This window comes from Bifidobacterium saguinibicoloris, from assembly GCF_019331725.1.
GTDB lineage: Bacteria > Actinomycetota > Actinomycetes > Actinomycetales > Bifidobacteriaceae > Bifidobacterium > Bifidobacterium saguinibicoloris.
In genome coordinates, this window is record NZ_JAHBBF010000003.1 from 1 (window position 1) to 24,987 (window position 24,987).

Sequence of the window (24,987 nt, forward strand, 5' to 3'; positions counted from 1 at the left end):
TTCCTACTCAGTTCCCCAACCAGCCAGTCACCGGGCAATGTGGATACCATCACCAATAGTGATGGAATAGATCTTCCGATACCGTCGCCATTACCGACTGTATGAACCACTGAAGGGCCTGCGCAATACACCCAACATCACTAATTGTGATGTTGGCGGAATTGCAACGATTACGAGGCCAACCGTGGCAGGTTCCGCCACGGTTCACGTGTCCAGCACCGGCGGACCCATCCCCCGAAGCATTGCGGCCGTCCGATAGCACACCCAGCCCGAAGCCCTGTAGGACGACGGAAGGACGGACGGCCTAAGAATCGATTACCGCCAGACTACACCCACGCCGACAGGTGTTAAATGATGTAACACCTGATGCATGATGAATCACCTGACGAGAACCACCCAATCCCCTCACACCGACAACAGCCGTGGGCATTATGACCACAACTGGCAGCCGTGGGCAGTTGTTTCGATTACCCCAACAACTGGCGTGGGCAGTTATTCGTATGACACGAACAACTGGCGCGGGGCAACTGTTGAGATTATCCCAACAACTGGCGCGGACGGCAGCACCCAAGCACACACGATTACCCGTGTTTTCTCGTTGCTCTCTCTGGAGAGATAACTTGCTCCCTTTGCTCCCTTTGGGTAATTCCAACGTTTTGGCCTGCTCTGATTGTGCACACTTTGTGCGCTGATTGCTCCCTTTGGGTAATTCCAACGATTTGCGGCATATGGGCGGATAGGATAGGGAGACGGCAGCACCCCGCATCCCTTGGAATCGTTGGCATCCCGGCAGTTCCTTTGGGCACAAATTGGGCACGTATTTATCAGAACTGGCCTAAATTCACCATGATTAGGCATAACTACACATATCTACGAATTGGGCGTTAGCCCTACTGCCATAAGGGTTTACGGCCATATCAAGCCGTTTCTAAAAATGGCACGTTGTGGGTTCGAGTCCCACCGAGGGCACGCTGATAATCCCCGCGATTCCAATGATTGCGGGGATTTTTCGTATCCTCTCCGTGTGCTCCGCGCATACGACGAGACCCCTCTCCGCGACATGTCGCGGAGAGGGGTCTCGCATAGGAGGGCCGGTCCGAGATTCACCCGGCTCCGGCCCTCACCGGCTCATGCACCGGACTGACGGAATCAGTCGCAGGCACCCACGGTGTGGACGTAGATGGAGTCGGTGCTGCCCGGCTGGTGCTCGCCCTGGGCGGAGCTCAGGATGACGATCTTGTCGCCGTTGACGACCTTGCCGGCGTCGCGCAGCAGCTTGTCGGTGAAGATCATCAGGTCCTTGCGGGACTTGTCGTGGTAGTCCTCGTCGAGCAGGAACGCCTCGGTGCCCCAGGAGAGGGCCAGCCAGTGGTAGGTGTGCTCGTTGTTGGTGATGCCGTAGATCGGGGCGGCCGGACGCTCGCGGGAGACGCGGTGAACGGTGTTGCCGGTCTGGGTGTAGGCGACGATGGCCTTGGCGTTGAGCTTGTCGGCCAGGTCGACGGCGGCGGAGGAGACGGCGCCGGTGGAGGACATGTCCAGGTTCTTGAGGTCCGGGATGCGGTCGAAGCCGTGCTCGGTGGCGAAGCCGGAGATGCGGGACATGGTGGCCACGGTGACGGCCGGGTACTCGCCGACGGCGGTCTCGTTGGAGGTCATGGTGGCGTCGGCGCCGTCGAGGACGGCGTTGGCGCAGTCGGAGGCCTCGGCGCGGGACGGGACCGGGGAGTGGACCATGGAGCCCAGGACCTCGGTGGCCACGATGACCGGCTTGGCGTACTGGCGAGACAGCTCGATGATGCGCTTGGTGGCCAGCGGGACCTCCTCGAGCGGGCACTCGACGGCCATGTCGCCACGGGCGGCCATGATGCCGTCGAAGGTCTTGACGATGTCCTCGAGGTTCTCGAGGGCCTGCGGCTTCTCGATCTTGGCGACGATCGGGATGCGACGGCCTTCCTCGTCCATGATCTCGTGGGCGCGGTCGATGTCGGTGGCGAAACGCACGAAGGACATGGCGATGATGTCGGCGCCGGTGCGGATGGCCCAGCGCAGGTCCTCCTCATCCTTCTCGGTCAGCGCCGGCAGGGAAACGGCGACGCCCGGCAGGTTGATGCCCTTGTGGGAGGACACGGGGCCGGCGACGACGACCTTGGTGTGGACGTTGTTGCCCTCGACCTTGGTGACCTCGAGACGGACCTTGCCGTCGTCGATGAGGATCGGGTCGCCCGGGTGGCAGTCGCCCGGCAGACCCTTGAAGGTGGTGGAGGTGATGTGCTCGTCGCCCTCGACGTCGTCGGTGGTGATGACGAACTCCTGGCCTTCCTTGAGCTCGACCTTGTCCTCGCCCTCGGCGTTCTTCTTGAACCAGCCGCAGCGGATCTTCGGACCCTGCAGGTCGACCAGCACGGCCACGTTGCGGCCGGCGGCCTTGGAGGCCTGACGCACGTTGTTGTAGACCTTGAGGTGGTCCTCCGGCGTGCCGTGGGAGCGGTTCAGACGGGCCACATCCATGCCGGCTTCGACGAGGCTGGTGATGCCTTCGAGCGACTCGCTGGCGGGGCCGATGGTATCGACGATCTTGGCTTTGCGCATGTTGCCTATTCCTAACTTTGCAACGGACGGGGCCGGATTGGCTCCGATTTCCATGCATCAGTGTACCCGCGTTCGTCGTTTCGTTCCACTTTTTCCGCCGGTGTGTTGTTAGCGCTCACACCCCAAGTCCCCCAATACTGAGAACGCTCACGGAACAACCCTTTTCACAGGGTGTTCCGTGAGCGTTCCCAGTCCGTTCACCATAAGCGGGGCGGCGTTCTCCGCACGCGCCCGCACGCCGGCGTCACTCGGCCTTCGAGCCCTCCACGGCACGCATCTTGACGACCGAGGCGAGCGCGGCCCCGCCGATGGCGACGACGATCACCGCGAGGGACAGCCACGTCGGCACCTCGGGCACCCAATGCACGCCATGGCCGCCGTTGATGAACGGCAGGGTGTTGCCGTGCAGCGCCTCCATGACGAGCTTGACGCCGATGAAGCCGAGCACGATGGACAGGCCCACCGGCAGGTAGACGAGCTTGTCGAGCAGCGCGCCCAGCAGGAAGTACAGCTGCTGGAGGCCCAGCAGGGCGAACACGTTCGAGGTGAACACCAGGAACGGGTCCTTGGTCAGGCCGAAGATGGCCGGAATCGAATCGAACGCGAACATCACGTCGGTGGTGCCGATGGTGAGGAACACGATGAGCATCGGCGTCCAGTAGCGCATGCCGTTGCGCGTGGTCCTGAGCTTCTCGCCGTCGTATTCGTCGGTGATGCGGATCACCTTGCGCAGGGTCCGGATGATGCCGTTCTCCTGGTACTCCTCGTCATCGTCCCCGCCGAGCACGAGCTTGACGGCGGTGTAGATGAGGAAGGCGCCGAAGATGAAGAACACCCAGGTGAACCGGCTGACGAGCGCGGCGCCGATGAGGATGAAGCAGCCGCGGAAGATCAGCGCGATGGTGATGCCCACGGACAGCACGTATTTCTGGATCTGCTTGGGCACGGCGAAGTTCGCCATGATGATGACGAACACGAACAGGTTGTCGATGGACAGCGAGTATTCGGTGAGCCATCCGGAATAGAACTCGATGGCCGGCTTCGACCCGGCGAAGTACCAGATGCAGCCGCCGAAGATCAACGCCATCACCACGAAGAAGGCGATGTGCTGCACGCACTCCTTGGTGGAGGGCACGTGCGGTCGGCGCCCGATGACGAACAGGTCGACGATGAAGAACAGGGCAAGCACCACGAACGTGGCGATTTCAAATGCAAGTGGGGTTTCGGCCATGGTTCCCTACCCTAAAATGACGCCTCTACTTCTACCGTCTCCCCTACTTGCCCGCCTCGGTCATCTGCCGCAGCTCCTTCTTGAGGTCGCGGATCTCGTCGCGCAGACGCGCCGCGAGCTCGAACTGGAGCTGTTCGGCGGCGGTGTGCATCTGCTCGCTGAGCTGGCGGATGAGGTCGGCGAGGTCCTGTGCGGGCAGGCCCGCCTTGAGGATCTCCTCATGCCGCCTGTCCGCCTCGCCGGCGTCGAACGCGGGCACGCCGAGATGCGTGTTGCCGGCCTTGCCGGCGTTGCGGTAGCCGCCTTCGAGCAGCGTGGCGGTGTCCACGTCCTCCTTGGCGAGCATGTCGTTGACGTCGCTGATCTTCTTGATGAGCGGCTTCGGGTCGATGCCATGCTCCTTGTTGTACGCGATCTGCTTCGCGCGGCGACGTTCGGTCTCGTCGATGGCCTTGCGCATCGCCTCGGTGACGTCGTCCGCGTACATGATGACGGTGCCGGACACGTTGCGGGCGGCGCGGCCGATGGTCTGGATGAGGGACCGGTAGGACCGCAGGAAGCCCTCCTTGTCGGCGTCGAGGATCGCCACGAGCGACACCTCGGGCAGGTCGAGACCCTCGCGCAGCAGGTTGATGCCGACGAGCACGTCGATCTTGCCTTCGCGCAGCATGCGCAGCAGCTCCACGCGGCGCAGCGTGTCCACGTCGGAGTGGAGGTATTCGACCTTGACGCCCTGCTCGATGAGGTAGTCGGTGAGGTCCTCGGCCATCTTCTTGGTGAGCGTGGTGACGAGCGTGCGCTCGTGCCGGGCCACGCGGTCCTTGATCTCGGCGAGCAGGTCGTCGATCTGCCCTTCGGTGGGGCGTACCTCCACCTTCGGGTCGAGCAGGCCGGTGGGACGGATGATCTGCTCGACCACGCCGTCGGACAGGCCGAGCTCGTAGTCGCCGGGCGTGGCGGACAGGTAGACGGTCTGACCCACGCGCTGGAGGAACTCGGGCCATTTGAGCGGACGGTTGTCCATCGCGGAGGGCAGACGGAACCCGTGCTCGACGAGCGTGCGCTTACGCGAGGCGTCGCCCTCGTACATGGCGCCGATCTGCGGCACGGTCACATGCGACTCGTCGATGACGAGCAGGAAGTCGTCGGGGAAGAAATCGAGCAGCGTGTGCGGCGGCGTGCCGGGCGCGCGCCCGTCGAAGTGCCGCGAATAGTTCTCCACGCCGGAGCAGACGCCCACCTGGGTGAGCATCTCCAGATCGTAGGTGGTGCGCATGGTGAGACGCTGCGCCTCGAGCTCCTTGCCCTGCTTCCTCAGTTCCGCGACGCGTTCGTCGAGCTCCTCGCGGATGGTCTTCAGCGCGCGTTCCATGCGCTCCGGTCCGGCCACGTAGTGCGAGGCGGGGAAGATGTGGACCTCGTTCTCCTCGTCGATCTCGTCGCCGGTGAGCGGGTGGAGGGTGGAGATGCGGTCGATCTCGTCGCCGAAGAACTCGATGCGCACGGCGAGCTCCTCATATACGGGGATGATCTCGACGGTGTCGCCGCGCACGCGGAACGTACCGCGCGTGAACGCGATGTCGTTGCGCTTGTACTGCATGGCGACGAATCTGCGCAGCAGGTCGTCGCGGTCGATCTGCTGGCCCACCTTGAGCAGCAGCATGCGCCCGGCGTACTCCTCGGGGGTGCCGAGGCCGTAGATGCAGGAGACGGTGGCGACGACCACGCAGTCCCGTCGGGTAAGGAGGTTGGCGGTGGCCTGGTGGCGCAGACGCTCCACGTCGTCGTTGATGTTCGAGTCCTTCTCGATGTACGTGTCGGTCTGCGGGATGTAGGCTTCCGGCTGGTAGTAGTCGTAGTAGCTCACGAAGTAGCTGACGGCGTTGTCTGGCATGAGCTCGCGGAATTCGGCGCACAGCTGCGCGGCCAGCGTCTTGTTCGGTTCGATGATGAGCGTGGGGCGTTGGAGCCGTTCGATGAGCCACGCGGTGGTGGCGGTCTTGCCGGTGCCGGTGGCGCCCATGAGCACGACGTCGTTCTCGCCGTTCTCGATGCGTGCGGCGAGCTCATCGATGGCCTGCGGCTGGTCGCCGCTCGGCTGGTACGGTGATTTGACGACGAACGGCCTGTTCGTGCGTTCGATGTCGAATCCCATCACTGCCCCTTCCGTTCGGCGCTCCATGCCGCGTACAGCCTATCAACCTCGTCGAACATCCGTTCGATGGGTTGCGTTGAGTCGATGACGGTATCGGCGATCGCCTCGCGTTCGGCGCGCGTCGACTGGTGGCGGATGCGCGCTTCGGCCTGTCCTCGCGTCATGCCGCGCGTGCGTTCCATGCGTGCGATGCGGGTTGCCTCCGGCGCCTCGACGGTGACGATGTGGTCGAAGCGGAACGGGATGTCGTCGATCACTTCGGCGAGCAGCGGCACGTCGTGCACGACGACGATCGGTCGTTCCCCCGATTCCCGCGCGACGTCCCGGGCCGCCGCGACGGCGTGTTCCTCCCACCGTCGCGCCTCGTCGTAGATGATCGGGTGTTCGATGGCGTCGAGCCGTTCGCGCGCGCCCGGGGCGGCCTCGGCGCCGAACACGTGGGCGGCCATCCATGCGCGGTCGAGCGCACCGTCCGCGGCGATGGCGTCGGCGCCGAACGCGCGTACGATCGCCGGCAACGCCGCTCCCCCGGGCGCGGTGATCGCGTGCGCGATCGCGTCGTAGTCGATGTGCACGGCGCCGAGCTCCCGAAGCCGCGCCGCCACCGTGCTCTTGCCGGCGGCGATCCCGCCCGTCAATCCGATGCGGATCATTTCCGCATGCCTCCCCTCTCGAAACATGGACCCTTACGAACCGAACCCTCGTACGACAACGACGAAGGTCCCCGGCTCCACAGGGGAACCGGGGACCTTCGCATCAGGCGTTACGCCGTGAGATCAATCCCGTGGGGGAAGGACTCACTTGCCGAGCAGCTGGTCGCGCAGGGCGGCGAGCTGATCGGAGTCGGCGAGCGTGCCGGTGGAGGTGTTGTCGGAGGAGTAGTTGGACACTTCCTCGACCTTCTCCTCCTTCGGGCCCTGGCCGTCGGCCGCGGCGGACTCCTCCGCGTGCTCGAGCTCCTTGGCCACGAACTCCTTGTGCTCCTCCCACAGCTGGTGGGCGGCCGCGTACTGGGACTCCCACTCCTCGCGCTGCTTCTCGTAGCCGGCGATCCACTCGTTGGTGTTCGGGTCGAAGCCTTCGGGGTACTTGTAGTTGCCCTCGTCGTCGTACTCGGCCGGCATGCCGTAGAGCGCCGGATCGAAGTCCTCGGAGGCCGGGTCGACGGAGTCGTTGGCCTGCTTGAGGGACAGGGAGATGCGGCGACGATCGAGGTCGACGTCGATCACCTTGACGAACACGATCTCGCCCGGCTTGACCACGGTCTCCGGGTTCTCGACGTGACGGTTGGCGAGCTCGGAGATGTGCACCAGGCCCTCGATGCCGTCCTCGACGGAGATGAACACGCCGAACTGGACGATCTTGGTGACCTTGCCCTTGACGATCTGGCCGGGGACGTGGGTGCGGGCGAAGCGCTGCCACGGATCCTCCTGGGTGGCCTTGAGCGACAGGGAGATGCGCTCGCGGTCCAGATCGACGTCGAGGACCTCGACGGTGACCTTGTCGCCGACCTTGACGACCTCGGACGGGTGGTCGATGTGCTTCCAGGACAGCTCGGAGACGTGGATGAGGCCGTCGACACCGCCGAGATCGACGAACGCGCCGAAGTTGACGATGGAGGACACGACGCCTTCGCGGATCTGGCCCTTCTTGAGCTGGGACAGGAAGGTCTCGCGCACCTCGGACTGGGTCTCCTCGAGGTACTGGCGACGGGACAGGACCACGTTGTTGCGGTTCTTGTCGAGCTCGAGGATCTTGGCCTGGATCTTCTGGCCGATGTACGGGGACAGGTCGCGCACGCGACGCATCTCGACCAGGGAGGCCGGCAGGAAGCCACGCAGGCCGATGTCCACGATGAGGCCGCCCTTGACGGCTTCGATGACGGTGCCCTCGACGACGCCGTCGGCTTCCTTGATCTTCTCGATGTCGCCCCAGGCGCGCTCGTACTGGGCGCGCTTCTTGGACAGGATCAGACGGCCTTCCTTGTCTTCCTTGGTGACGACAAGGGCCTCGACGGTATCGCCGACCTCGACGACCTCGTCCGGATCGACGTCCTTCTTGATGGAAAGCTCGCGGGAGGGAATCACACCCTCGGTCTTGTAGCCGATATCCAGGAGGACCTCGTCGTGATCGATCTTGACGACGGTACCCTCGACCAGATCACCATCATCGAAGTTCTTGATGGTGGAATCGACTGCCTTGATGAAGTCCTCTTCGGTGCCGATGTCGTTGATGGCGACCTTGGTGACCTCAGTGTTGTTCTCTGCCATGTAGATATATGGTTTCTAATAGTTGGATGGATAGTTACTCGATATTCAGTTATGCCCGCATGCCCCTTCAGACATACGAGCTCTAACCATACCTTCAGCCATGCCCAAAATTTCAGGCGTGTCGCACCCTCAGGCCTTCAGCCGCCGCTCCGCCATCTCGACGACGTTCGCGAGCAGCATGGCACGGGTCATCGGGCCGACGCCGCCGGGGTTCGGCGAGTAGGCGGAGGCCTTCTCATGGCAGGCCTTGTCGATGTCGCCCTTCACGCGCCAGCGGCCGGCCTCCTCGTCGAAGACGCGGGAGACGCCGACGTCGAGCAGGACGGCGCCGTCCTTGATCATGTCCGGCTTGACGAACCCGGCGGAACCCATCGCGGCGACGATCACGTCGGCACGGCGCATGTGGTCGACCACATCGCGCGTGCCGGTGTGGCACAGGGTGACGGTGGCGTTGACGGCACGACGCGTGAGCATGAGTCCCACGGTGCGTCCGATGGTGATGCCGCGGCCGAGCACGCACACCTCCTTGCCGTCGAGGTCGATGTCGTACGCCTTGAGCAGTTCGATGCAGCCGCGCGGCGTGCACGGCAGCGGGGTCGTCACGTCCTCGCGCACATGCAGCACGAGCTCGCCCAGGTTGTACGGGTGCATGCCGTCGGCGTCCTTGGCCGGGTCGATGAGGTCGATGATCGCGTTCTCGTCGATGCCCTTGGGCAGCGGCAGCTGAACGATGTAGCCGGTGCACGCCGGGTCCTCGTTCATGTCCCTCACCACGGCCGCGATGTCCTCGAAGGTGGCGTCGGCGGGCAGCTCGTGCTTGATGGAGCGGATGCCCACCTCGGCGCAGTCGGCATGCTTGCCGGCCACGTACTTGACCGATCCGGGATCGGATCCGACCAGCAGCGTGCCCAGACCGGGTTCGATGCCGGCCGCCTTGAGCCGTTCGACCCGCTCCTTGAGGTCAGCCTTGATCTGTGCGGACACGGCTTTGCCGTCGAGTTTCGTGGACATGCGGTTCTCCTTCACGAGGTCGTCGGATGTGCGTGATGGGTCCGGACGGTACTACGATGAGGTAACGTATCGGTTTCGACGAGGACGGGCCGCGGAGGCGGGAACGGCCGGCCGCGGACGATGAAAGGCGGGATCCATGGACGGACGGTTGCATACGGGGATCGGCCGCGCGGCGAGACGGGGCGCCGCCCTGCTGCTGTCCGCCGTGATGGCGTTCGCCGTCGCCGCATGCGGAGCAGGCACGTCCGGCGATACCGGCGACGACGTCGCCGCGAAGACCGGCGCGATCGACGTGGTCGCCTCCGTGAACCAGTGGGGCTCGCTCGCCGCGGAGATCGGCGGCAAGGACGTGAAGGTGACCTCCATACTGTCCTCCACCGGCGTGGACGCGCATGACTTCGAGCCAAAGACCTCCGATCTGGCCACGCTGAGCAAGGCGGAGGTCGTGGTGGCGAACGGCGCCGGATACGACTCCTGGGCCACGAAGACGCGCGGGCCGGACTCCACGCTGGTCTCCGCCGCGCAGATCGTGGGGGCCATGGACGGCGACAACCCGCACCTGTGGTTCTCGAAGGACGCGCGCAAAGGCATGGCGAAGGAACTGGCGAACGCGTTCTCCAAGGCCCGACCGAAGAAGCGCAAGGCGTTCGAGACGCGCCTCAAGGCATGGCAGAAGCGCGAGAAGACGCTCGACCAGGCGATGGACGACTTCAGTTCCCGCCACAAGGACCTTTCGTACGGCGCCACCGAGGCGGTGGTCTACTACCTGATGAGCGACATGTCGTTCGAGGACCGGACGCCGAAAGCCTACGCCCAGGCCGTGGCGAACGGCGGCGAGATAGCGCCGGCCGACCTGCAGACCTTCCAGTCGCTCATCGAGGACCATGGGATGGACGTGCTGGTGAACAACTCGCAGGAGGCCTCGGACGCCACGAACATGCTCGTCGGCACGGCCGGACGCTCCGACGTGCCAGTGGTGGACGTGAGCGAGCAGATGCCCGCGAAGTACGACACGCTCACCGATTGGATCGGAAAGCTTGTCGAGGAGCTCTTCACCGCCGTCGACCCGGACTACGACGTGGACGATCCGGACGGCACCGCGCAGGACGGCGACGACGCCGACACCGGCGGGAACGACGGCACGACACAGGACGAATCGACCGAATCGGACGGCACGGACGGCTCGACCGCGGACGCCGACGGCTCCGGCTGCTCCAACGGGGACGGCACGGGAGACTGCACGGCCACGGGCGACGACGGCTCCAACGCCGGACAGACCGATCCCGGCAAGTGACGGACCGAGGACCTACGACATCGGGGCGCCGTGCGTCGACTTGCCGGAAAATCCGCCGCACGGCGAGTCAAGTCGCCCGTACAGTCCCCCGGGACCGCATGACATACCGGAACCGACGTCGGTCCAGCGCATGGCCGCGATGGAACCCAATGCAATCGCCGCATGACCCGTTGGACCCATGACCCATCGGCACGCATGGGCGCCACGCGACCATCGGGCCACAATTGAGAACGGTTGTCAACATCATTTGCGATAATCCGAGGCGACAAGCAGCATCACTCGGGAAGGACCGCACATGGACGGGACGCGCGACGCCATCGTCTTCCGCAACGCCGCCGTACGCCGCGGCGACAGGACCATCTGGCAGCATGGCGACTTCGCCATCCCCACCGGCTCGGTCACGGCCATCGTCGGCACGAACGGCACCGGCAAGACCACGATGATGAAGGCGGAACTGGGACTGCTGCCGCTCGCTTCGGGCTCGGTCACGGTGCTCGGACGTCCGGCCGGCGAGGCGAACCGGCTCATCGGATACGTGCCGCAGAGCTACACCTCGGACATCGACTCGAACCTCACCGCGGAGCAATCGGTGCTGCTGGGGCTGACCGGCACGCGGTTCGGCATCCATCCGGTCACCAAGGCGCAGAAGGCCCGCGCACGGCAGGCCATGGCGTTCGTCGGCATCGACGACAAGGCGCGCTACCGCCTCTCCGAACTCTCCGGAGGCCTGCGCCAACGCGTCGCCATCGCGCAGGCCATCGTCTCCGATCCGCAGCTGCTCATGCTCGACGAACCGCTCGCCAACCTCGACCTCGCCTCACAGCGCGCTGTGGCGCACCTGCTCGCCCGCCTCAACCAGGAACTCGGCATGACCATCCAGGTGGTGGCGCACGACCTCAACATGCTGCTGCCCATCCTCACCGGCGCCGTCTACCTGCTCGACGGGCACCCCCACTACGCGGACATGCGCAAGGTGCTCGACTCCAAGCTGCTCACCCACCTGTACGGCACGAACGTGCAGGTCGTCACCACGCCCCAGGGCGACATGTTCGTCACACCGTCGTCCGACGAGCCCGAAGGACAGCCGATGGACATGCATCCCGCATCCGAAGTGGCGGAGCTGCACCACCATGCGCACACGCCGTCCATGCATCACGCCGGGACGACGGCAGCCCCCACGGCGGACGGCCCGCAGGAACGATAGGGAACGGCAAGGAGAAGACGACATGAGCCATATCGATTTCAGCTTCGACCCCAACTGGCTGGACACGCTCACCGCGCCGTTCATGACGAACGCGTTCCTCGCCGGCCTGTGCATCGCGTTCGCGGCCGGCGTGATGGGCTACTTCACCATCGCCCGCCACTCCACGTTCGCCGCGCACGCGCTGGCGCACATCGGACTGCCCGGCGCCACCGGGGCGGTGCTGCTGGGCCTTCCGGTCTCGCTCGGACTCGGCGCGTTCGCCCTCGGCGGGGCGCTCGTCATCGGCGCACTCGGCAAACGCGTCTCCGAACGCGAGATCGCCACCGGCACCGTGCTCGCGTTCGCCACCGGCCTCGGCCTCTTCTTCGCGAGACTCTCCTCGTCCGCGTCCCAGCAGATGCAGTCGATCCTGTTCGGGTCGATCCTCACCATCACCGACGCCCAGATCGCCGGATTCGCCGTGTTCGACGTCCTGCTGCTGGCGGTGTTGGCGGTGATCTACCGCCCTCTGTTGTTCAGCTCGCTCGACGAGCAGGTGGCCCAGGCCAAGGGCGTGCCGATCGGCTGGATGAACGTCGCGTTCATGGCGATCATGGCGGGCGTCATCACCATCGCCGTGCCCGCCGTGGGCACGCTGCTCATCTTCGCGCTGGTCATCACGCCGGCGGCCGCCGCGAACATCATCGCCGCCTCGCCGCTGAAGGCGATGGTCATCGCGTCCGTGATCTGTCTGGCGTCCATCTGGGGAGGTCTGGTGTTCGCCTCGATGTTCCCCGCTCCCCCGAGCTTCGTCATCGTGACGATTTCGACATTGTTCTGGGCCGTGGCGAAGGTGTTCGACTCGCTGCGTCGGCGGTGACCGGTTCGTCCGGCAATCACCGATGAGGTTCCGAGGCTTCTTCGTCCACCAGAGCGCTGGCCACGGCCGCGATGCCTTCGCCCCGTCCGGTGAACCCCATGCGGTCTGTGGTGGTGGCGGTCACCGAGACCGGGCATCCCACCGCCGCGGACAACGCCTTGGCGGCATCGCCCCTCCGGGGACCGATCTTCGGGCGGTTGCCGATGACGGCGACGGAGGCGCTGGACGGGACGAACCCGTTCCGGCGCAGCAGGTCCGCCGTCTCACGCAGCATGGCGGCGCCGTGCATGCCGGCCCCGCGGGCATGCCGCCCCACACCGAACAACGATCCGATGTCGCCGAGACCCGCCGCCGCGAGCAACGCGTCGATCAGTGCATGCGCGGCGACGTCGCCATCGGAGTCACCCTCGATGCCCGGGCCATCGTCCGACCAGACCAGTCCCGCAAGCCACAGCTCCCGTTCCGGATCATCCGAGAACCGATGGGCGTCGAATCCCTGTCCTATGCGCATGGCGCCTCCTTGACGCATTACCTTATTATCTTCATCGATTATCGGTCACAGCCGGCGCCATCATGGCGCACGCGCCTCCCGGATATGAAAAAGCCGCATCCCGTCCGTCGGAATCCGAATCGCTTCGGCACGACGATGGCATGCGGCCCATTCACGGACATGCGCCCGGCCCGATTCCGGCGGCCCGCCATCGGCCGGCCGCCGGACACCGCCGGTCAGCGCTTCTTCTTGCCCTTCTTCTCGGCGTCGAGACGCTCCATGGTCCTGCTCGCGGGCTCCTCGGGGGCCTGCGTATGATGCTTGTCGTCGCCGGGCTCGGGATCGCTGTATCCGAGGTTCACGTCGAGCAGACGCTGCGCCTCGGTCTCGTCGATCTTCTCGGACAGGGCGATCTCGGAGGTGAGGATGGAGCGCGCCTTGGTGAGCATGCGCTTCTCGCCGGCGGACAGGCCGTGGTCGTCCACGTCGCGCTGGGCGAGGTCACGCACCACCTCGGCGATCTTGTTGACGTCGCCGGTGGCGATCTTCTCCACGTTCAGCTTGTATCGGCGCGACCAGTTCATCTCCTTCTCGACGATCGGGGTGCGCAGGATCTCGAAGACCGTGGCCACCTCGTTGGCGTCGACGATGTCGCGCACGCCGACCTTCTTGGCGTTGTCGACGGGCACGTTGATCACCAGACCGTCGGAGGAGAGCACCGAAAGCTGGAGATATTCGCGGGTGACGCCCCTCACCGTGCGTTCGGTGACAGCCTCCACCCTCGCCGCGCCGTGACGCGGATAGACGACCATATCCCCGACCTTGTAACCCATGAGACCTCCGCTGGAGCTGACACACACAAAAAACCTGAAAAAGTATGCCATACCCCATGGACGGGCCTCCTGGAGCCGCCCGGACGTCCACAGCGACGCGCCACAACCCCGATGAGAACGTTTGTAGCCGTACACTATGGACATGGCTACAAACACGAAGATCAACGAAGATACGTTCGCCGTGCCTGTGAATCAGGGCGACCTCGACCAAGTCAGCAACGCTGAGTTCTACAACCCCCACGGCATCCTCGGCGGGCATCTCGCCGAAGGCGACCATGCCGGGGAGACCACCATCCGCGTGCTGCGGCCGATGGCCGAGAGCGTGACCGTCCTCACCCAGGACGGCGAATACCCCGCCATCCACGAGTTCAACGGCGTGTTCGTCACCGTCGTGCCCGCCGCGCAGGGCGAGCACGGCTACACGGTGCCGGACTACCGCGTGCGCACCACTTACGCCGACGGCACCACCGTCGTGGAGGATGACCCGTACCGCTACCTGCCCACCATCGGGGAGATGGACACCTACCTGTTCGGCGAGGGCCGCCACGAGCGTCTGTGGGAGGCGCTCGGCGCGCATGTGCGCCGCTATGACGACCCGATGGGCGGCGCGGACGGCACCCCCGGCGAGCAGGTCGTCGGCGTCTCCTTCGCCGTCTGGGCGCCGAACGCGCACGCCGTGCGCGTGATCGGCAACTTCAACTCCTGGGACGGCCGCCGCCACGCCATGCGCGCGCTCGGCTCGTCCGGCGTGTGGGAGATCTTCATCCCGGGCATCGGCGCCGGCGAGGTGTACAAGTACCAGATCCTCAACGCGAACCACGAGTGGGTCGACAAGGCCGACCCGATGGAGCGCTCGCACGAGGTGCCGCCCGCCACCGGCTCCATCGTCGTCGACTCGACGCACGAATGGGGCGACGAGGCGTGGATGGAGAACCGCGAGCAGTCCGACCCCATGTCCAAGCCGGTCGCCATCTACGAGATGAACGCGCTGAGCTGGCGCAAGGACGTCAAGAACTACCGCGAGCTGGCCGACAAGCTCGTGCCGTACGTCTCCAAGCTTGGCTTCACCCATGTGGAGTTCATGCCGCTGGCCCAGTACCCGTTCACCGGCTCCTGGGGCTACCAGGTCACCGGCTACTACGCGGTGGACTCCCGCCTCGGTGGCCCGGACGACTTCAAGTACCTCGTGGACCGTCTGCACGAGGCCGGCATCGGCGTGATCATGGACTGGGTGCCCGCGCACTTCCCGAAGGACGCGTTCGCGCTGGGCCGCTTCGACGGCACCCCGCTGTACGAGGACCCGGATCCCACGCGCGGCGAGCATCCGGACTGGGGCACCTACATCTTCAACTTCGGCCGTCGCGAGGTGCGCAACTTCCTCGTGGCGAACGCCTGCTTCTGGCTGGACGAATACCATATCGACGGCCTGCGCGTCGACGCGGTGAGCTCCATGCTGTATCTGGACTACAGCCGCGAGCCCGGCCAGTGGCATCCGAACATCTACGGCGGCCGCGAGAACCTCGAGGCCATCGACTTCCTCAAGGAGGCCAACGCCACCGCGTACAAGAACAACCCCGGCATCATGATGATCGCCGAGGAGTCCACCGCGTACCCGGGCATCACCGCGCCCACGAGCGCCGGCGGCATCGGCTTCGGCCTCAAGTGGAACATGGGCTGGATGCATGACACCCTCGAGTACCTGCACGAGGAGCCCATCAACCGCAAGTGGCACCACAACGAGATCACCTTCTCCATGGTGTACGCGTATTCGGAGCACTACGTGCTGCCGCTGAGCCATGACGAGGTCGTGTACGGCAAGGGCTCCCTGTACGGCAAGATGCCGGGCGACGGCTGGCAGAAGTACGCCGGCGTGCGCGCCCTGTTCGCCTACCAGTGGGCGCACCCGGGCAAGAAGCTCACGTTCATGGGCAACGAGCTGGCCCAGTGGGGCGAATGGAACCACAACACCTCCATCGACTGGGATTGCCTCGACTGGCAGGACCATGTCGGCGTGCAGGAGATGGTGGCGGACCTCAACGCCTTCTACAAGGAGACGCCGGCCATCTGGAGCCAGGACTTCACCCCGGACGGCTTCCAGTGGCTCACCAGCGACGACGCCGACCACAACACCCTGAGCTTCGTGCGCATCGGCAGCCACGGCGAGGAGTGCGTCGTGGTCGTCAACTTCTCCGGCGAGGCGTGGCAGGACTACCAGGTGGCCCTGCCGCAGGGCGGCAAGTGGACCGAGGTCTTCTCCACGGACGCGAAGAAGTACGGCGGTTCGGGCATCACCAACGGCACGTTCGAGGCCGACGCCGGCGAGTACCACTCGCGCCCCGCCTCCGCGAAACTCACCATCCCCGCGTTGGGCGCTGTATTCTTGAAGCCGGAAGAGTGACCCCGGTCGAAAGGCGGCAACAAGAACATGCTCAACTCCACCGCACGTCAGCAGGCCGCGCCGCGCACGGTGCTGGTCGTCGAGGACGAACCCACGCTGGCCACCGCCATCGCGCAGCGCATCACCGCCGAAGGATGGACGGCGCGCGTCGCGGGTGACGGCGCCAGCGCCGTCCAGGCGGCCACGCAGCTCAAGCCCGATCTGGTGATCATGGACATCATGCTGCCGGTGATGGACGGTCTCGAGGCCACGAAGCGGATCGTGGCGGCGCGCCCGGTGCCGGTGCTCATCCTCACCGCCCGGGACGACGAGGCGGACAAGGTTATCGGTCTCGGCGCCGGTGCGGACGACTACATGACCAAGCCGTTCTCGATGCGCGAGCTCATCGCCCGCTGCAAGGCGCTGCTGCGCCGCGTGGAACGTGCCAAGGTCATCGCGAAGAACGCCGAGAACGAGAAGATCCTCGATTTCGGCTCCCTCGTCATCGACCCCGCGCAGCGCACGGTGAGCCTCGACGGCGAGTTCGTGCACCTGACCCCCACGGAGTTCGACCTGCTCGCCACCCTCGCACGCAAGCCGAAGTCCGTGCTTACCAGGGAGAAGCTTCTCGAGGAGGTCTGGGACTGGGTGGACGCCTCCGGCACGCGTACCGTCGACAGCCATGTCAAAGCGCTGCGTCATAAGCTCGGCCCGAGCATGATCCGCACCGTGCACGGCGTCGGCTACGCGTTCGAACCGCCGGCCGGGAACGACGCCGAGTGAGCGACGGCATGTCCTCCCGGAAACCGCAGCGAGCGGCCGCACGCCACACCGGCGTGCGGCCGCTCGGCATGTTCTCCTCGCTCAAGCTCGAGCTTGGCGCGCTCATCGTCATGTCCACGGCGATCGCGTTCGCCATGTGCTGGTTCCTGCTCAAGTTCGGATGGAGCGGCTGGGTCGCCATGCCGGTCACGCTCGTCGTGGCCCTGGGCATCACCTACGGCTTCTCCCGTGGTCTGACCGCCCGGCTGCGTCAGCTGCGTGACGCCGCCGAGGCGATGGCGGACGGCGACTACACCGTGCGCGTGCCGATCGATGACACCAGCCATGACGAGGTGGGACAGCTGGCCCGTTCCTTCAACGAGATGGCGGCCGAGCTCGAACACGCCGACCGCATGCGCCGCGACATGGTGGCGAACGTGAGCCATGAGCTGCGCACCCCGGTCTCCGCCCTGCAGGCGCAGGTGGAGAACATGGCGGACGGCGTCACCGACCCCACGCCCGCCAATCTGGAGGGCATCCTCAACCAGACGCACCGGCTGAGCGACCTCATCGCGTTCCTGCTCGACCTGAGCCGCATGGAGGCGGGCGCCGCCAGTCTGGAGATCGAGCGCTTCGATTTCGCGGAATTCCTCGACGACACCATCGAGCCGTTGGAGATCGCCGACGGCGGCCACGCGCACGACATCCAGGTGCGGGTGGACGACGGCATCATGATCGAAGGCGACCAGAACCGCCTGCGCCAGCTGTTCACCAATATCATCGGCAACGCGCTCAAGCACTCCCCCGACGGCACGGCGGTGCTCATCGAGGTGCATGAGGACAAGGTGCACGGCACCGTCGTGACGAACGTCGTGAACTTCGGCTCGCAGATCGCCCCGGAATCACGCTCCGACATCTTCCGCCGGTTCGTCAAGGGGAAGACCGGTCCGGGCACCGAATCCGGCGGCACCGGCCTGGGATTGTCCATCGCGCGTTGGGCCGCACAGCTGCACGGCGGCACGGTGCGCGTGGTCGACGACATGCGCGGCGCCGATTTCGAGATCACCCTGCCGAAATACCATATCGAGGCGTAGCGGCCAGCACGAGGCCCGCCGACACATGCGCGCCGGCCCGCTCCAACGCCGTCATGCAGGCGCGCATCGTGGCGCCCGTGGTGATGATGTCGTCGACGACGATGACGTCGCGCCCGCGCACCATCGCCCCCGGCCGGACGCGGATCCGCCCCTCCACGCGCGCGGCGCGGTCGGTCGCGCCCGCGGTCTCCACCGACTTGCGCCCGGACAGGACGCCCGCACGACGGTACTCCAACGCGCGCATGACCTGCGGACGGACGTCGGGACGGTCCACGGAACGCGAAAGCGACCGGACCAGCGGATCGAGGTGCCGTCGGCCGCGCCGCCGCAGCGAGGCGCGCGATGAGGGCGCGGGCACGAGCAGCGGCCTGTACGGTCCGCCGGCCACCACGCCGCCGCCGTCACCGTCACCGCCCGCTCCCCCGCCGTCACCGTCATCACCCGCTCCACCGCGCCCGGCGTCGCCGCACGATCCGTATCCGCAGTCCCCGAGCGCACGGCGCAACGGCTCCCGCAGCAGCCGGGCGAACGGCCGGTCGCACTCCTCGTCGCCGTGGTCCTTCCAGGACAGCACCGCATGCCGGACCACGCCCTCGTACACGGCGCAGGCGTAAACGCGGCACGGCAGACCGGCCGCGGTCCCGACGACGACCGTTCCGTGGAACATGCCGGCGCATGACGGGCACAGGACCTCATCGGGCAGATCGCAGCCGGCGCATCCGCGCGGCAGGACGAGCCCCACCACGTCCCGCCACCAGGCCCCGGCCGCGGACATCACGCACCGTCGCCGTCATGCGCCGCGGTCCGTGCGGCCCGCACGGACCGCGGTATCCGCGGCAGCCTCGCGAGCAGGCCGTCGATGAACCGCAGCGTGTCCGCCGGGCAGGTGACCTCGACGCCCATGGCGCCGGCCTGCGCCGCGGGATAATCGTTGCCGCCGGGTCTCATACGGTCGCCGACGAACACGATGTCGCCCACATCCACGCCGGTGCAGGCGGAGAGTTCACGCAGCGCATACGCCTTGTCGATGCCCTTGCCGGCCACGTCCACGCTGGTGTATCCGCCGGCATGCACCTTGAGGTCGGGCAGGTCACCCGCCACCGCCTCCGCCAAGGCGGCCTTCAGCACGCCGGACGGGTCGAATCGGCACTTCTCCTCCAACGGCGCCTGCTGGCCCAGCACGGAGAACGTGATCTGCGATCCCCGGTCCTCGATGCGCTCCCCCCATACGCGTTCGAACCACAGGCCCTGCTCCCTCGCGCGGCGTTCGAGGCTGGCACGGGCGCGGACGCGCTGGTCGTCGGTGAGGTCGTGGACGAACACCGTGCGCCATTCCTCGCCGTCCCAGCGCCGGTAGCAGGTGCCGCTGGTGGGCATGAGATGCAGACGCCCGAGATCCGCGTCCGGATCGAGCACGTCGAGGATCTGGCTGATGACGAGCTCGTACCGTCCTCCGGTGACCACCGCCACGTCGATGCGTCGGGTGAGTTCGCTGAACCGCGCCGCCATCTCCGGCAGCATCGGCCGTTTCGAGTTGGCCAGCGTGTTGTCCAGGTCGAATCCGATGAGCCGCGCGCGACGGCACAGGACGTCCATGTCCCAGTCGTTCCATGCTCTGATCATCGTCGCCTCCCGCCGGTCCGAACAGCCCGCATGGTACGTATCCTATCGCACGGGCGCGCCGGCCGGTCCCGCCGCGCGGTCCATGCCGCCTCCTTGGCCTACAGTGGGAGGCATGCTTGAAGCCCCTTGGAACGCCAGAGTCTACCGCAACCGTCATGGACGCGGCGTGCGCACGCCGATGTTCGGCACCCGTCTGCCCCGCTACCGCACCCGTTCCGGCATGTTCGACGATCTGGTCGCCTCGCATATCCGTCGGCTTGCCGACGCCTGGCCGGAGCTGGTGCGCCCGGTGCAGTTCGCGGTGGAGGATGTGCCGCCGTCCGATCCCGCCCCGTGGGAGGTCGAGCCGAACGTCAATTCACGGCTGTTCCCGGCCACGCACGGCGCGCCCGCGCGCATCGTGCTGTATCGGATGCCGCTGCAGTCCCGTACGCGGGGGCGTGACGAGCTTCAGTGGGCCATCCGCGACGAACTGGTGATCCGTCTGGGCGAACTGTACGGGCGCAGGCCCGAGGAGATCGACCCCGACTTCGAATGGTGACGCTCAGCGGACGATGCCGTGGTTCTCGACGGAGGCCACGTTCTCCTCACGCACGGCCAATGCCGTGGGGGTGACGGCGGCGAGACCGGCGGTCTTCGCCGTGTCGAGTCCGGCGCCGGTGAGCCGTACGCCCCAGACGACGGTATCGTCGGCGTCGGCGACGACCACCGCCGATCCGGACGCCTTCATGGTGACGGCGGCGTGGGCCTTGACGGCCACGTCCTGCACGCTTCCGGCGTTGCCGTCGGCGTCCATGACGGTGACGTGCGCTGTGGAGTCCGCGTCGCCGGTGTTGGCGAGGACCACGTCGGCGTCGTAGCCGTCCGGCAGGGCTGTGCCGGTGGAGGCGGAGGCGGCCGGCGCGCCGAGCAACGCGAAGTCCTCCTGTCCGGACGCCCCCGTCCTCACGGCCTTGGCCATGGCGGAGACCTTCGCCCCGGCTTCGACGAGGATGGCGTGCGCGCCCTTGGGCGCGGCGCCGAGGTCGATGACGTCCACGCGGTCGGCGTCCGTCTTGACGGTGCGGATGGCGACGGGGCCGTCGTCGGTCATCCAGGACAGTCGTGTCCGGGTGGCCTTGGCGGCGTGCAGGTAGAGGGTCGTCCGGTCGCCTTCCGCGACGGAGGGGATGGCGACGGTCCCGGACGGCTGCTCGAGCGGCATGGCGAAGTCCGAGCCCTTGGGCGTCAGCCCGTCGGCGGCGAGCGTGCGCACCACGGCGGCGACGGGCGTCGCGTCGCTGGTCACCGTGACGTACAGGCCGTTCTGGCCGGACGCGGCGGCGGACAGATCGATGGTGGTTTCGGCGTTGGCCTCGACGGTCGTGGAGCCGGCGGTGGCGAGTCCCATGCGTCCGGACCGTTCGCTGCCGGTCACGGCGATGGTCACGCCGGTGGCCTTGGAGGAGGGGTTGGCGATGACGAGCTGCTGCGTCACGCCGGTGGTGGTGGCGGTGAGCAGGAACGATTGGCTGACCGCGGGGGTCGTGCAGGTGCCCGCGGAGATGCCCCGGAGGTCTCCGTCCGAGGCGTGCGAGGCGATGACGCCGGCGTGTCCGGAGCCGACGCCCGCCTGGAGCAGGTTCGTGGAGAGCGTGCGGGAGACGCCGTCGGCGTCCTTGGCCACCATGGCGTCCTCGCGTCCGGCGTTGGCCGGCGCCTCGAGCGTGACGTCGTCGCCCGAGCCGACGTCGAACGACGACGCCGTCGAGGCGTAGACGGAACCGAACGCCGCGTATGTGGCGGTGGTGGCGAGGTCTCCCTCGGAGGCGCGGTAGTCGCTGTCGCCCCAGTCCGTGGAATCCGACAGCCGCATGCGCGCGGGGCAGTATGCGGTCAGACGCTGCTGGACGATGTCGTGGTCCGCGGCGAGCGACGTCCCGGGGGCGTCGACGAAGACGTGCGGCAGGTCGACGACGGCCAGCACGGCGAACGCGCCGATGAGGACGATGCTGGAGATGACGGCGAGGATCACGCGGATCACGCGTTTCGCCGTGGCCATGGTGTTGCTCATGCTTCCTTCCTCTCCTCATCGTCATGTCCGTCCTCGCGCAGCGGCGTGCGGTGCCTTCGGGGTACGGCCACGAGCATGTAGAGGATGACGACGATCCCCAGGCAGGACAGCCATGCCGTACGCCAGGGGCTCCGCTGCATGCGCCGCTGCCATGCGGTGTCCACCGAGACGGTGTTGCCTTCCGCGGCGACGAGGCGATAGTAGGTCCCCTCGGAGGAGGCCACGACGGATTGCGTGCCCTCGGAGGCGGTGATGTTCGTCATGAGACGGTCGGATCCGCTGCCGCCCGCGACGACGTAGATGCCGCCGAAGCCCAGCGAGACGAGCTGGTCCACGGCCTCGCCGTCCTCGTTGGACAGCAGGCGTGCGGCGACGTCGCCGAGCTTGGCGTCCTCCTCGCTGCCCTGCCCGGAGGCCTGGCGGGCGCGCCATGCGGGCGAGGAGTCGATGAGGTCGCCGCGCGAGGTGTGCATCACCGCGTAGTCCACCTCGTTGGCGGAATCGGCGTAGACGGCCAGCACCCGCTGGTCCGGGTCGCGCTGGAGCGCATCCATGGCCACCATCGGCAGACCGGACGAGGTGACGGACGCGCCGCCGGCCGGATGGTGGGCGGCGGCGAGGCCGCTCCATGCGACCGTGCCGGCGAGCAGGACCACGCACATCGCGATCCTGCCGATGCGGAACATCGTCCGCGACCGTCTGTCGGACGGACGTCCCCTGCGCCGCTTCCCCGTGCCGTCGGCCGCTTCCGGCCTTCCGGCCCGGGCGGCGATCTCGGCGAACGGCGTGACGGCCCCGCCGGCCGTCAGGCACACGCAGGAGATGGCCCCCATCAGAGCGAGGGACAGGCCGGGCAGTACCGATCCGGCGATGGCGCCGTCCACGCCGACGGCGATGGCCACGCGGGACGAGACGAGACTCAACGCGCCGCCGGCGACGATGACCACCCACATCATGCGGGAGATGCGCAACACGGACGGCAGCATGAGCGCGACGACGGCAAGGACGACGATCACGGCGAGCACCGCCATCGTGACCATGCCGAACGGCTGCGCAAGCGTATCGAATCCGAACGCGCGGGCCGTCACGCCGTAGAGGTTGAGCGAGTCGGGCTCACCGTTCGAGGCGACGGACGGGACGGTCATGTCGCCGAACAGCTGGCGCCACTCCCCCGAACCGAAACGCCGCACGGCGTTGGCGAGCGTCGGGGCGACGAGGAGCGCGGCGGGGACGGGCATGAGCAGGAGCATGGCGCGGTGCCGCGGCACGAACAGGAGGAACACGACGAAGATCACGACGAGCGGCAGCAGCAGCTGCGGCTCGGCGGCCACGACTGGCATGAAGCACAGGGACGCGGCCGCGGCCGCCTGCACCGAGGGGCGCGGCCGCACCGGATCCTCGGTGCGGTAGCGGCCGACGGCGCGGAACGTGAACGCAAACGCGGCCGGCAGGAACATCATCACGGTGAGCATGGGCAGGTCCACGTCCGTCGTCAGTCCGGCGGCCATGCCGGACGCCGCCCACAGCAGGCCGCAGGTCACGCGGACCGCGTCGGAGCGGGTGAAGACGCCGGCCAGGGCCCAGAACGACAACGCCGAGACGGGGGCCGCGACGAACAGGATGAGCGAAGTGGCGGCGGCGACATGGCCGCCGGTGAGCAGCGAGGCGATGAGCAGCACCCACAGCCAGGGGGCGGGCGGGACGGACACGCCCGTGCCCACGCCCCACAGCCACTGCGTGGTGGCAGCCTGCGCGACCTGGCCGAGCGTGGCGTCCGTGGGCCACCACCGGTCCGAGACCAGCGATCCGCCGGACAGGGCGGAACGGAACAGCGTCCAATCCAACGCGACCACGGTGCCGAAGGCGACGGCGGCCATGAGCACGGCAAGCAGCCAACGTCTGAGCAGCCTTCCGCGCAGATGCGCGCGCACCAGCGGGCCGAGCAGCACGGTGCCGCGCTGGTCGAGGAGCGCGCGGCGGCGTTCCCTCCACCGCGCGATCTGGTCACGGCCGGCGGTGAGCATGGCCATCTGCGCGCGGGAGGCGGCGTTGCCGCGGGCCACGGCGCGGCGTGCCTTGCCGGAGCCGGGGATGCCGGCCAGGGCCCGCCATGGCATGCACAGGCGGCACCAGGCCTCGTACGGCTGCTTGCCGACGAGCAGCGCCAGCGCGCCGGCCAACGAGGCGACGAGCGACCAGAGCCATGTGAGAGGCCACATGGCCATGGGGATGTCGGTGTAGCGGTAGCGCTGCCACGCGTCCATCACGCGCATGGCCGGATTCACGGCGTCGTCGGCGTCCACCGGCCTGCCGGCCCGGGTGCGCAGCCCCTCGTACCGCGCCCGGCGATGCGCCACGCGGGCGCCGGGGACGACCACCACGCGTCCGCCTCCGCGGCAGATCCTGCGGCAGAGGTCGGCCCCTTCGGCGAACGTGCCCAGCCAGGCGGTCACCCCGGACGTGGCCGCGAGGGTCTCCACCGGGATCAGCGCGCCGGCCAGCGAGACGGCGAACACGTCGGCGCGTCCGTCGTACTGCTCCTGGTCCGGTTCGCCGTCCACCACCAGCGTGTTGATGCCGTGTCCGGAGGCGTAGGCGCCCACGCCGTGCAGGTTCTCCCCGGACCAGTCGAGCTGCTTGGCGCCCAGCAGCGAGGCGCCGGGCGTGTTGCGCATCGCCTCGACGAGCCGCTCGAGGCAGCGCTCGTCGGCCGGGCGTGAATCGTCGTGCAGCACCCACAGGGCGCGCGTGGAGGCGTCGAGATGCGCATAGGCGAGCGCGCGGCGCACGGCGTCGCCGAACGACCGCGCCCCTTGCGCGCGCACCAGCCGCACGCTGACGTTCATGGGCTCGGGCACTCGCTCGAGCGGCTCATGGGAGGCGGCGATCACCTCGAACGAGGTCTGGACCGGCTGGGCGGTGCCGCCCGTGCAGTCCGCCACCACGATGACGCCGGGCAGCGTGGTCTGCCGCAGCACCGCGGCGAGCGTGTCCGGCAGGAAGCTCAGGTCGTCCTCCACGCAGATGACGGCCGCCACCCCGGGTTCCACGCCCTGGCTGTGGGAATAGGGACGGGCGGACAATGCGTCGGCCAACACCTGACGCACGCCGCCCGTCTCCATGGTTGTCTCGTCCGGTT

General features: G+C 67.2%; 19 protein-coding genes. 7 read left to right on the forward strand and 12 right to left on the reverse strand.

Annotation, left to right across the window (positions count from 1 at the left end):
• Positions 1-1,149: 1,149 nt before the first annotated feature.
• The 6 genes from pyk to KIH78_RS02870 form a co-directional block, all read right to left on the reverse strand.
• On the reverse strand, positions 1,150-2,592 hold the full coding sequence (pyk, locus tag KIH78_RS02845) for a pyruvate kinase (protein ID WP_219131145.1): 1,443 nt from the start codon (positions 2,590-2,592) through the stop codon (positions 1,150-1,152).
• Between the two features lie 244 nt (positions 2,593-2,836).
• Entirely contained in the window at positions 2,837-3,823 is a 987-nt protein-coding gene (locus KIH78_RS02850; protein ID WP_219131147.1) for a TerC family protein, read from the reverse strand.
• Between the two features lie 43 nt (positions 3,824-3,866).
• The gene (gene uvrB, locus KIH78_RS02855) at positions 3,867-5,978 is read right to left on the reverse strand and encodes an excinuclease ABC subunit UvrB (RefSeq protein WP_219131148.1); all 2,112 of its coding nucleotides are present in this window, start codon (positions 5,976-5,978) and stop codon (positions 3,867-3,869) included.
• On the reverse strand, positions 5,978-6,631 hold the full coding sequence (gene coaE, locus KIH78_RS02860; protein WP_236034376.1) for a dephospho-CoA kinase: 654 nt from the start codon (positions 6,629-6,631) through the stop codon (positions 5,978-5,980). Before coaE ends, uvrB begins: the two co-directional genes overlap by 1 nt.
• A 144-nt stretch (positions 6,632-6,775) precedes the next feature.
• Complete coding sequence (gene rpsA, locus KIH78_RS02865) at positions 6,776-8,248, reverse strand: 30S ribosomal protein S1 (RefSeq protein ID WP_214311176.1); 1,473 nt, start codon at positions 8,246-8,248, stop codon at positions 6,776-6,778.
• 129 nt (positions 8,249-8,377) lie between these two features.
• Positions 8,378-9,259: a bifunctional methylenetetrahydrofolate dehydrogenase/methenyltetrahydrofolate cyclohydrolase gene (locus tag KIH78_RS02870; RefSeq protein ID WP_214311178.1), complete on the reverse strand. Its 882-nt coding sequence runs from the start codon at positions 9,257-9,259 to the stop codon at positions 8,378-8,380.
• A 136-nt stretch (positions 9,260-9,395) separates the two neighbouring features.
• Here KIH78_RS02870 and KIH78_RS02875 point away from each other — a divergent pair, with 136 nt between their 5' ends.
• The 3 genes from KIH78_RS02875 (at position 9,396) to KIH78_RS02885 (ending at position 12,616) form a co-directional block, all read left to right on the forward strand.
• The gene (locus KIH78_RS02875) at positions 9,396-10,553 is read left to right on the forward strand and encodes a metal ABC transporter solute-binding protein, Zn/Mn family (RefSeq protein ID WP_236034377.1); all 1,158 of its coding nucleotides are present in this window, start codon (positions 9,396-9,398) and stop codon (positions 10,551-10,553) included.
• A 295-nt stretch (positions 10,554-10,848) separates the two neighbouring features.
• Complete coding sequence (locus KIH78_RS02880) at positions 10,849-11,757, forward strand: ABC transporter ATP-binding protein (RefSeq protein ID WP_214311186.1); 909 nt, start codon at positions 10,849-10,851, stop codon at positions 11,755-11,757.
• A 22-nt stretch (positions 11,758-11,779) separates the two neighbouring features.
• Entirely contained in the window at positions 11,780-12,616 is an 837-nt protein-coding gene (locus KIH78_RS02885) for a metal ABC transporter permease (RefSeq protein ID WP_214311188.1), read from the forward strand.
• Between the two features lie 16 nt (positions 12,617-12,632).
• On the opposite strand, the gene ispF is transcribed toward KIH78_RS02885, so the two are convergent.
• Both ispF and KIH78_RS02895 read right to left on the reverse strand, forming a co-directional pair.
• Positions 12,633-13,127 carry a 2-C-methyl-D-erythritol 2,4-cyclodiphosphate synthase gene (gene ispF, locus KIH78_RS02890; protein WP_420830097.1) on the reverse strand — a complete coding sequence of 165 codons (495 nt, stop codon included), beginning with the start codon at positions 13,125-13,127 and terminating at the stop codon, positions 12,633-12,635.
• A gap of 215 nt (positions 13,128-13,342) precedes the next feature.
• Entirely contained in the window at positions 13,343-13,939 is a 597-nt protein-coding gene (locus KIH78_RS02895; RefSeq protein ID WP_214311200.1) for a CarD family transcriptional regulator, read from the reverse strand.
• A gap of 142 nt (positions 13,940-14,081) precedes the next feature.
• Here KIH78_RS02895 and glgB point away from each other — a divergent pair, with 142 nt between their 5' ends.
• From glgB to KIH78_RS02910, 3 genes are read left to right on the forward strand one after another with little or no spacing between them, the layout of a single operon-like run.
• Positions 14,082-16,337: a 1,4-alpha-glucan branching protein GlgB gene (gene glgB, locus KIH78_RS02900; protein ID WP_214311208.1), complete on the forward strand. Its 2,256-nt coding sequence runs from the start codon at positions 14,082-14,084 to the stop codon at positions 16,335-16,337.
• A gap of 27 nt (positions 16,338-16,364) precedes the next feature.
• Positions 16,365-17,099 carry a response regulator transcription factor gene (locus tag KIH78_RS02905; protein ID WP_214311211.1) on the forward strand — a complete coding sequence of 245 codons (735 nt, stop codon included), beginning with the start codon at positions 16,365-16,367 and terminating at the stop codon, positions 17,097-17,099.
• Between the two features lie 8 nt (positions 17,100-17,107).
• On the forward strand, positions 17,108-18,172 hold the full coding sequence (locus tag KIH78_RS02910; protein WP_214311631.1) for a sensor histidine kinase: 1,065 nt from the start codon (positions 17,108-17,110) through the stop codon (positions 18,170-18,172).
• Here the strand turns inward: KIH78_RS02910 and KIH78_RS02915 are convergent.
• A complete protein-coding gene (locus tag KIH78_RS02915) occupies positions 18,141-18,947 on the reverse strand; it encodes a ComF family protein (protein ID WP_219131151.1) in 807 nt (268 codons plus the stop codon). The genes KIH78_RS02910 and KIH78_RS02915 overlap by 32 nt on opposite strands.
• On the reverse strand, positions 18,947-19,795 hold the full coding sequence (locus KIH78_RS02920) for an HAD-IIB family hydrolase (RefSeq protein WP_219131152.1): 849 nt from the start codon (positions 19,793-19,795) through the stop codon (positions 18,947-18,949). Before KIH78_RS02920 ends, KIH78_RS02915 begins: the two co-directional genes overlap by 1 nt.
• A gap of 112 nt (positions 19,796-19,907) precedes the next feature.
• On the opposite strand from KIH78_RS02920, the gene KIH78_RS02925 reads away from it, so the two are divergent.
• Complete coding sequence (locus KIH78_RS02925) at positions 19,908-20,336, forward strand: metallopeptidase family protein (RefSeq protein WP_219131154.1); 429 nt, start codon at positions 19,908-19,910, stop codon at positions 20,334-20,336.
• 3 nt (positions 20,337-20,339) lie between these two features.
• On the opposite strand, the gene KIH78_RS02930 is transcribed toward KIH78_RS02925, so the two are convergent.
• Entirely contained in the window at positions 20,340-21,848 is a 1,509-nt protein-coding gene (locus KIH78_RS02930; protein WP_219131155.1) for a DUF5719 family protein, read from the reverse strand.
• Positions 21,845-24,970 carry a glycosyltransferase family 2 protein gene (locus tag KIH78_RS02935; RefSeq protein WP_219131313.1) on the reverse strand — a complete coding sequence of 1,042 codons (3,126 nt, stop codon included), beginning with the start codon at positions 24,968-24,970 and terminating at the stop codon, positions 21,845-21,847. The genes KIH78_RS02930 and KIH78_RS02935 overlap by 4 nt, the downstream gene beginning before the upstream one ends.
• Positions 24,971-24,987 lie beyond the last annotated feature (17 nt).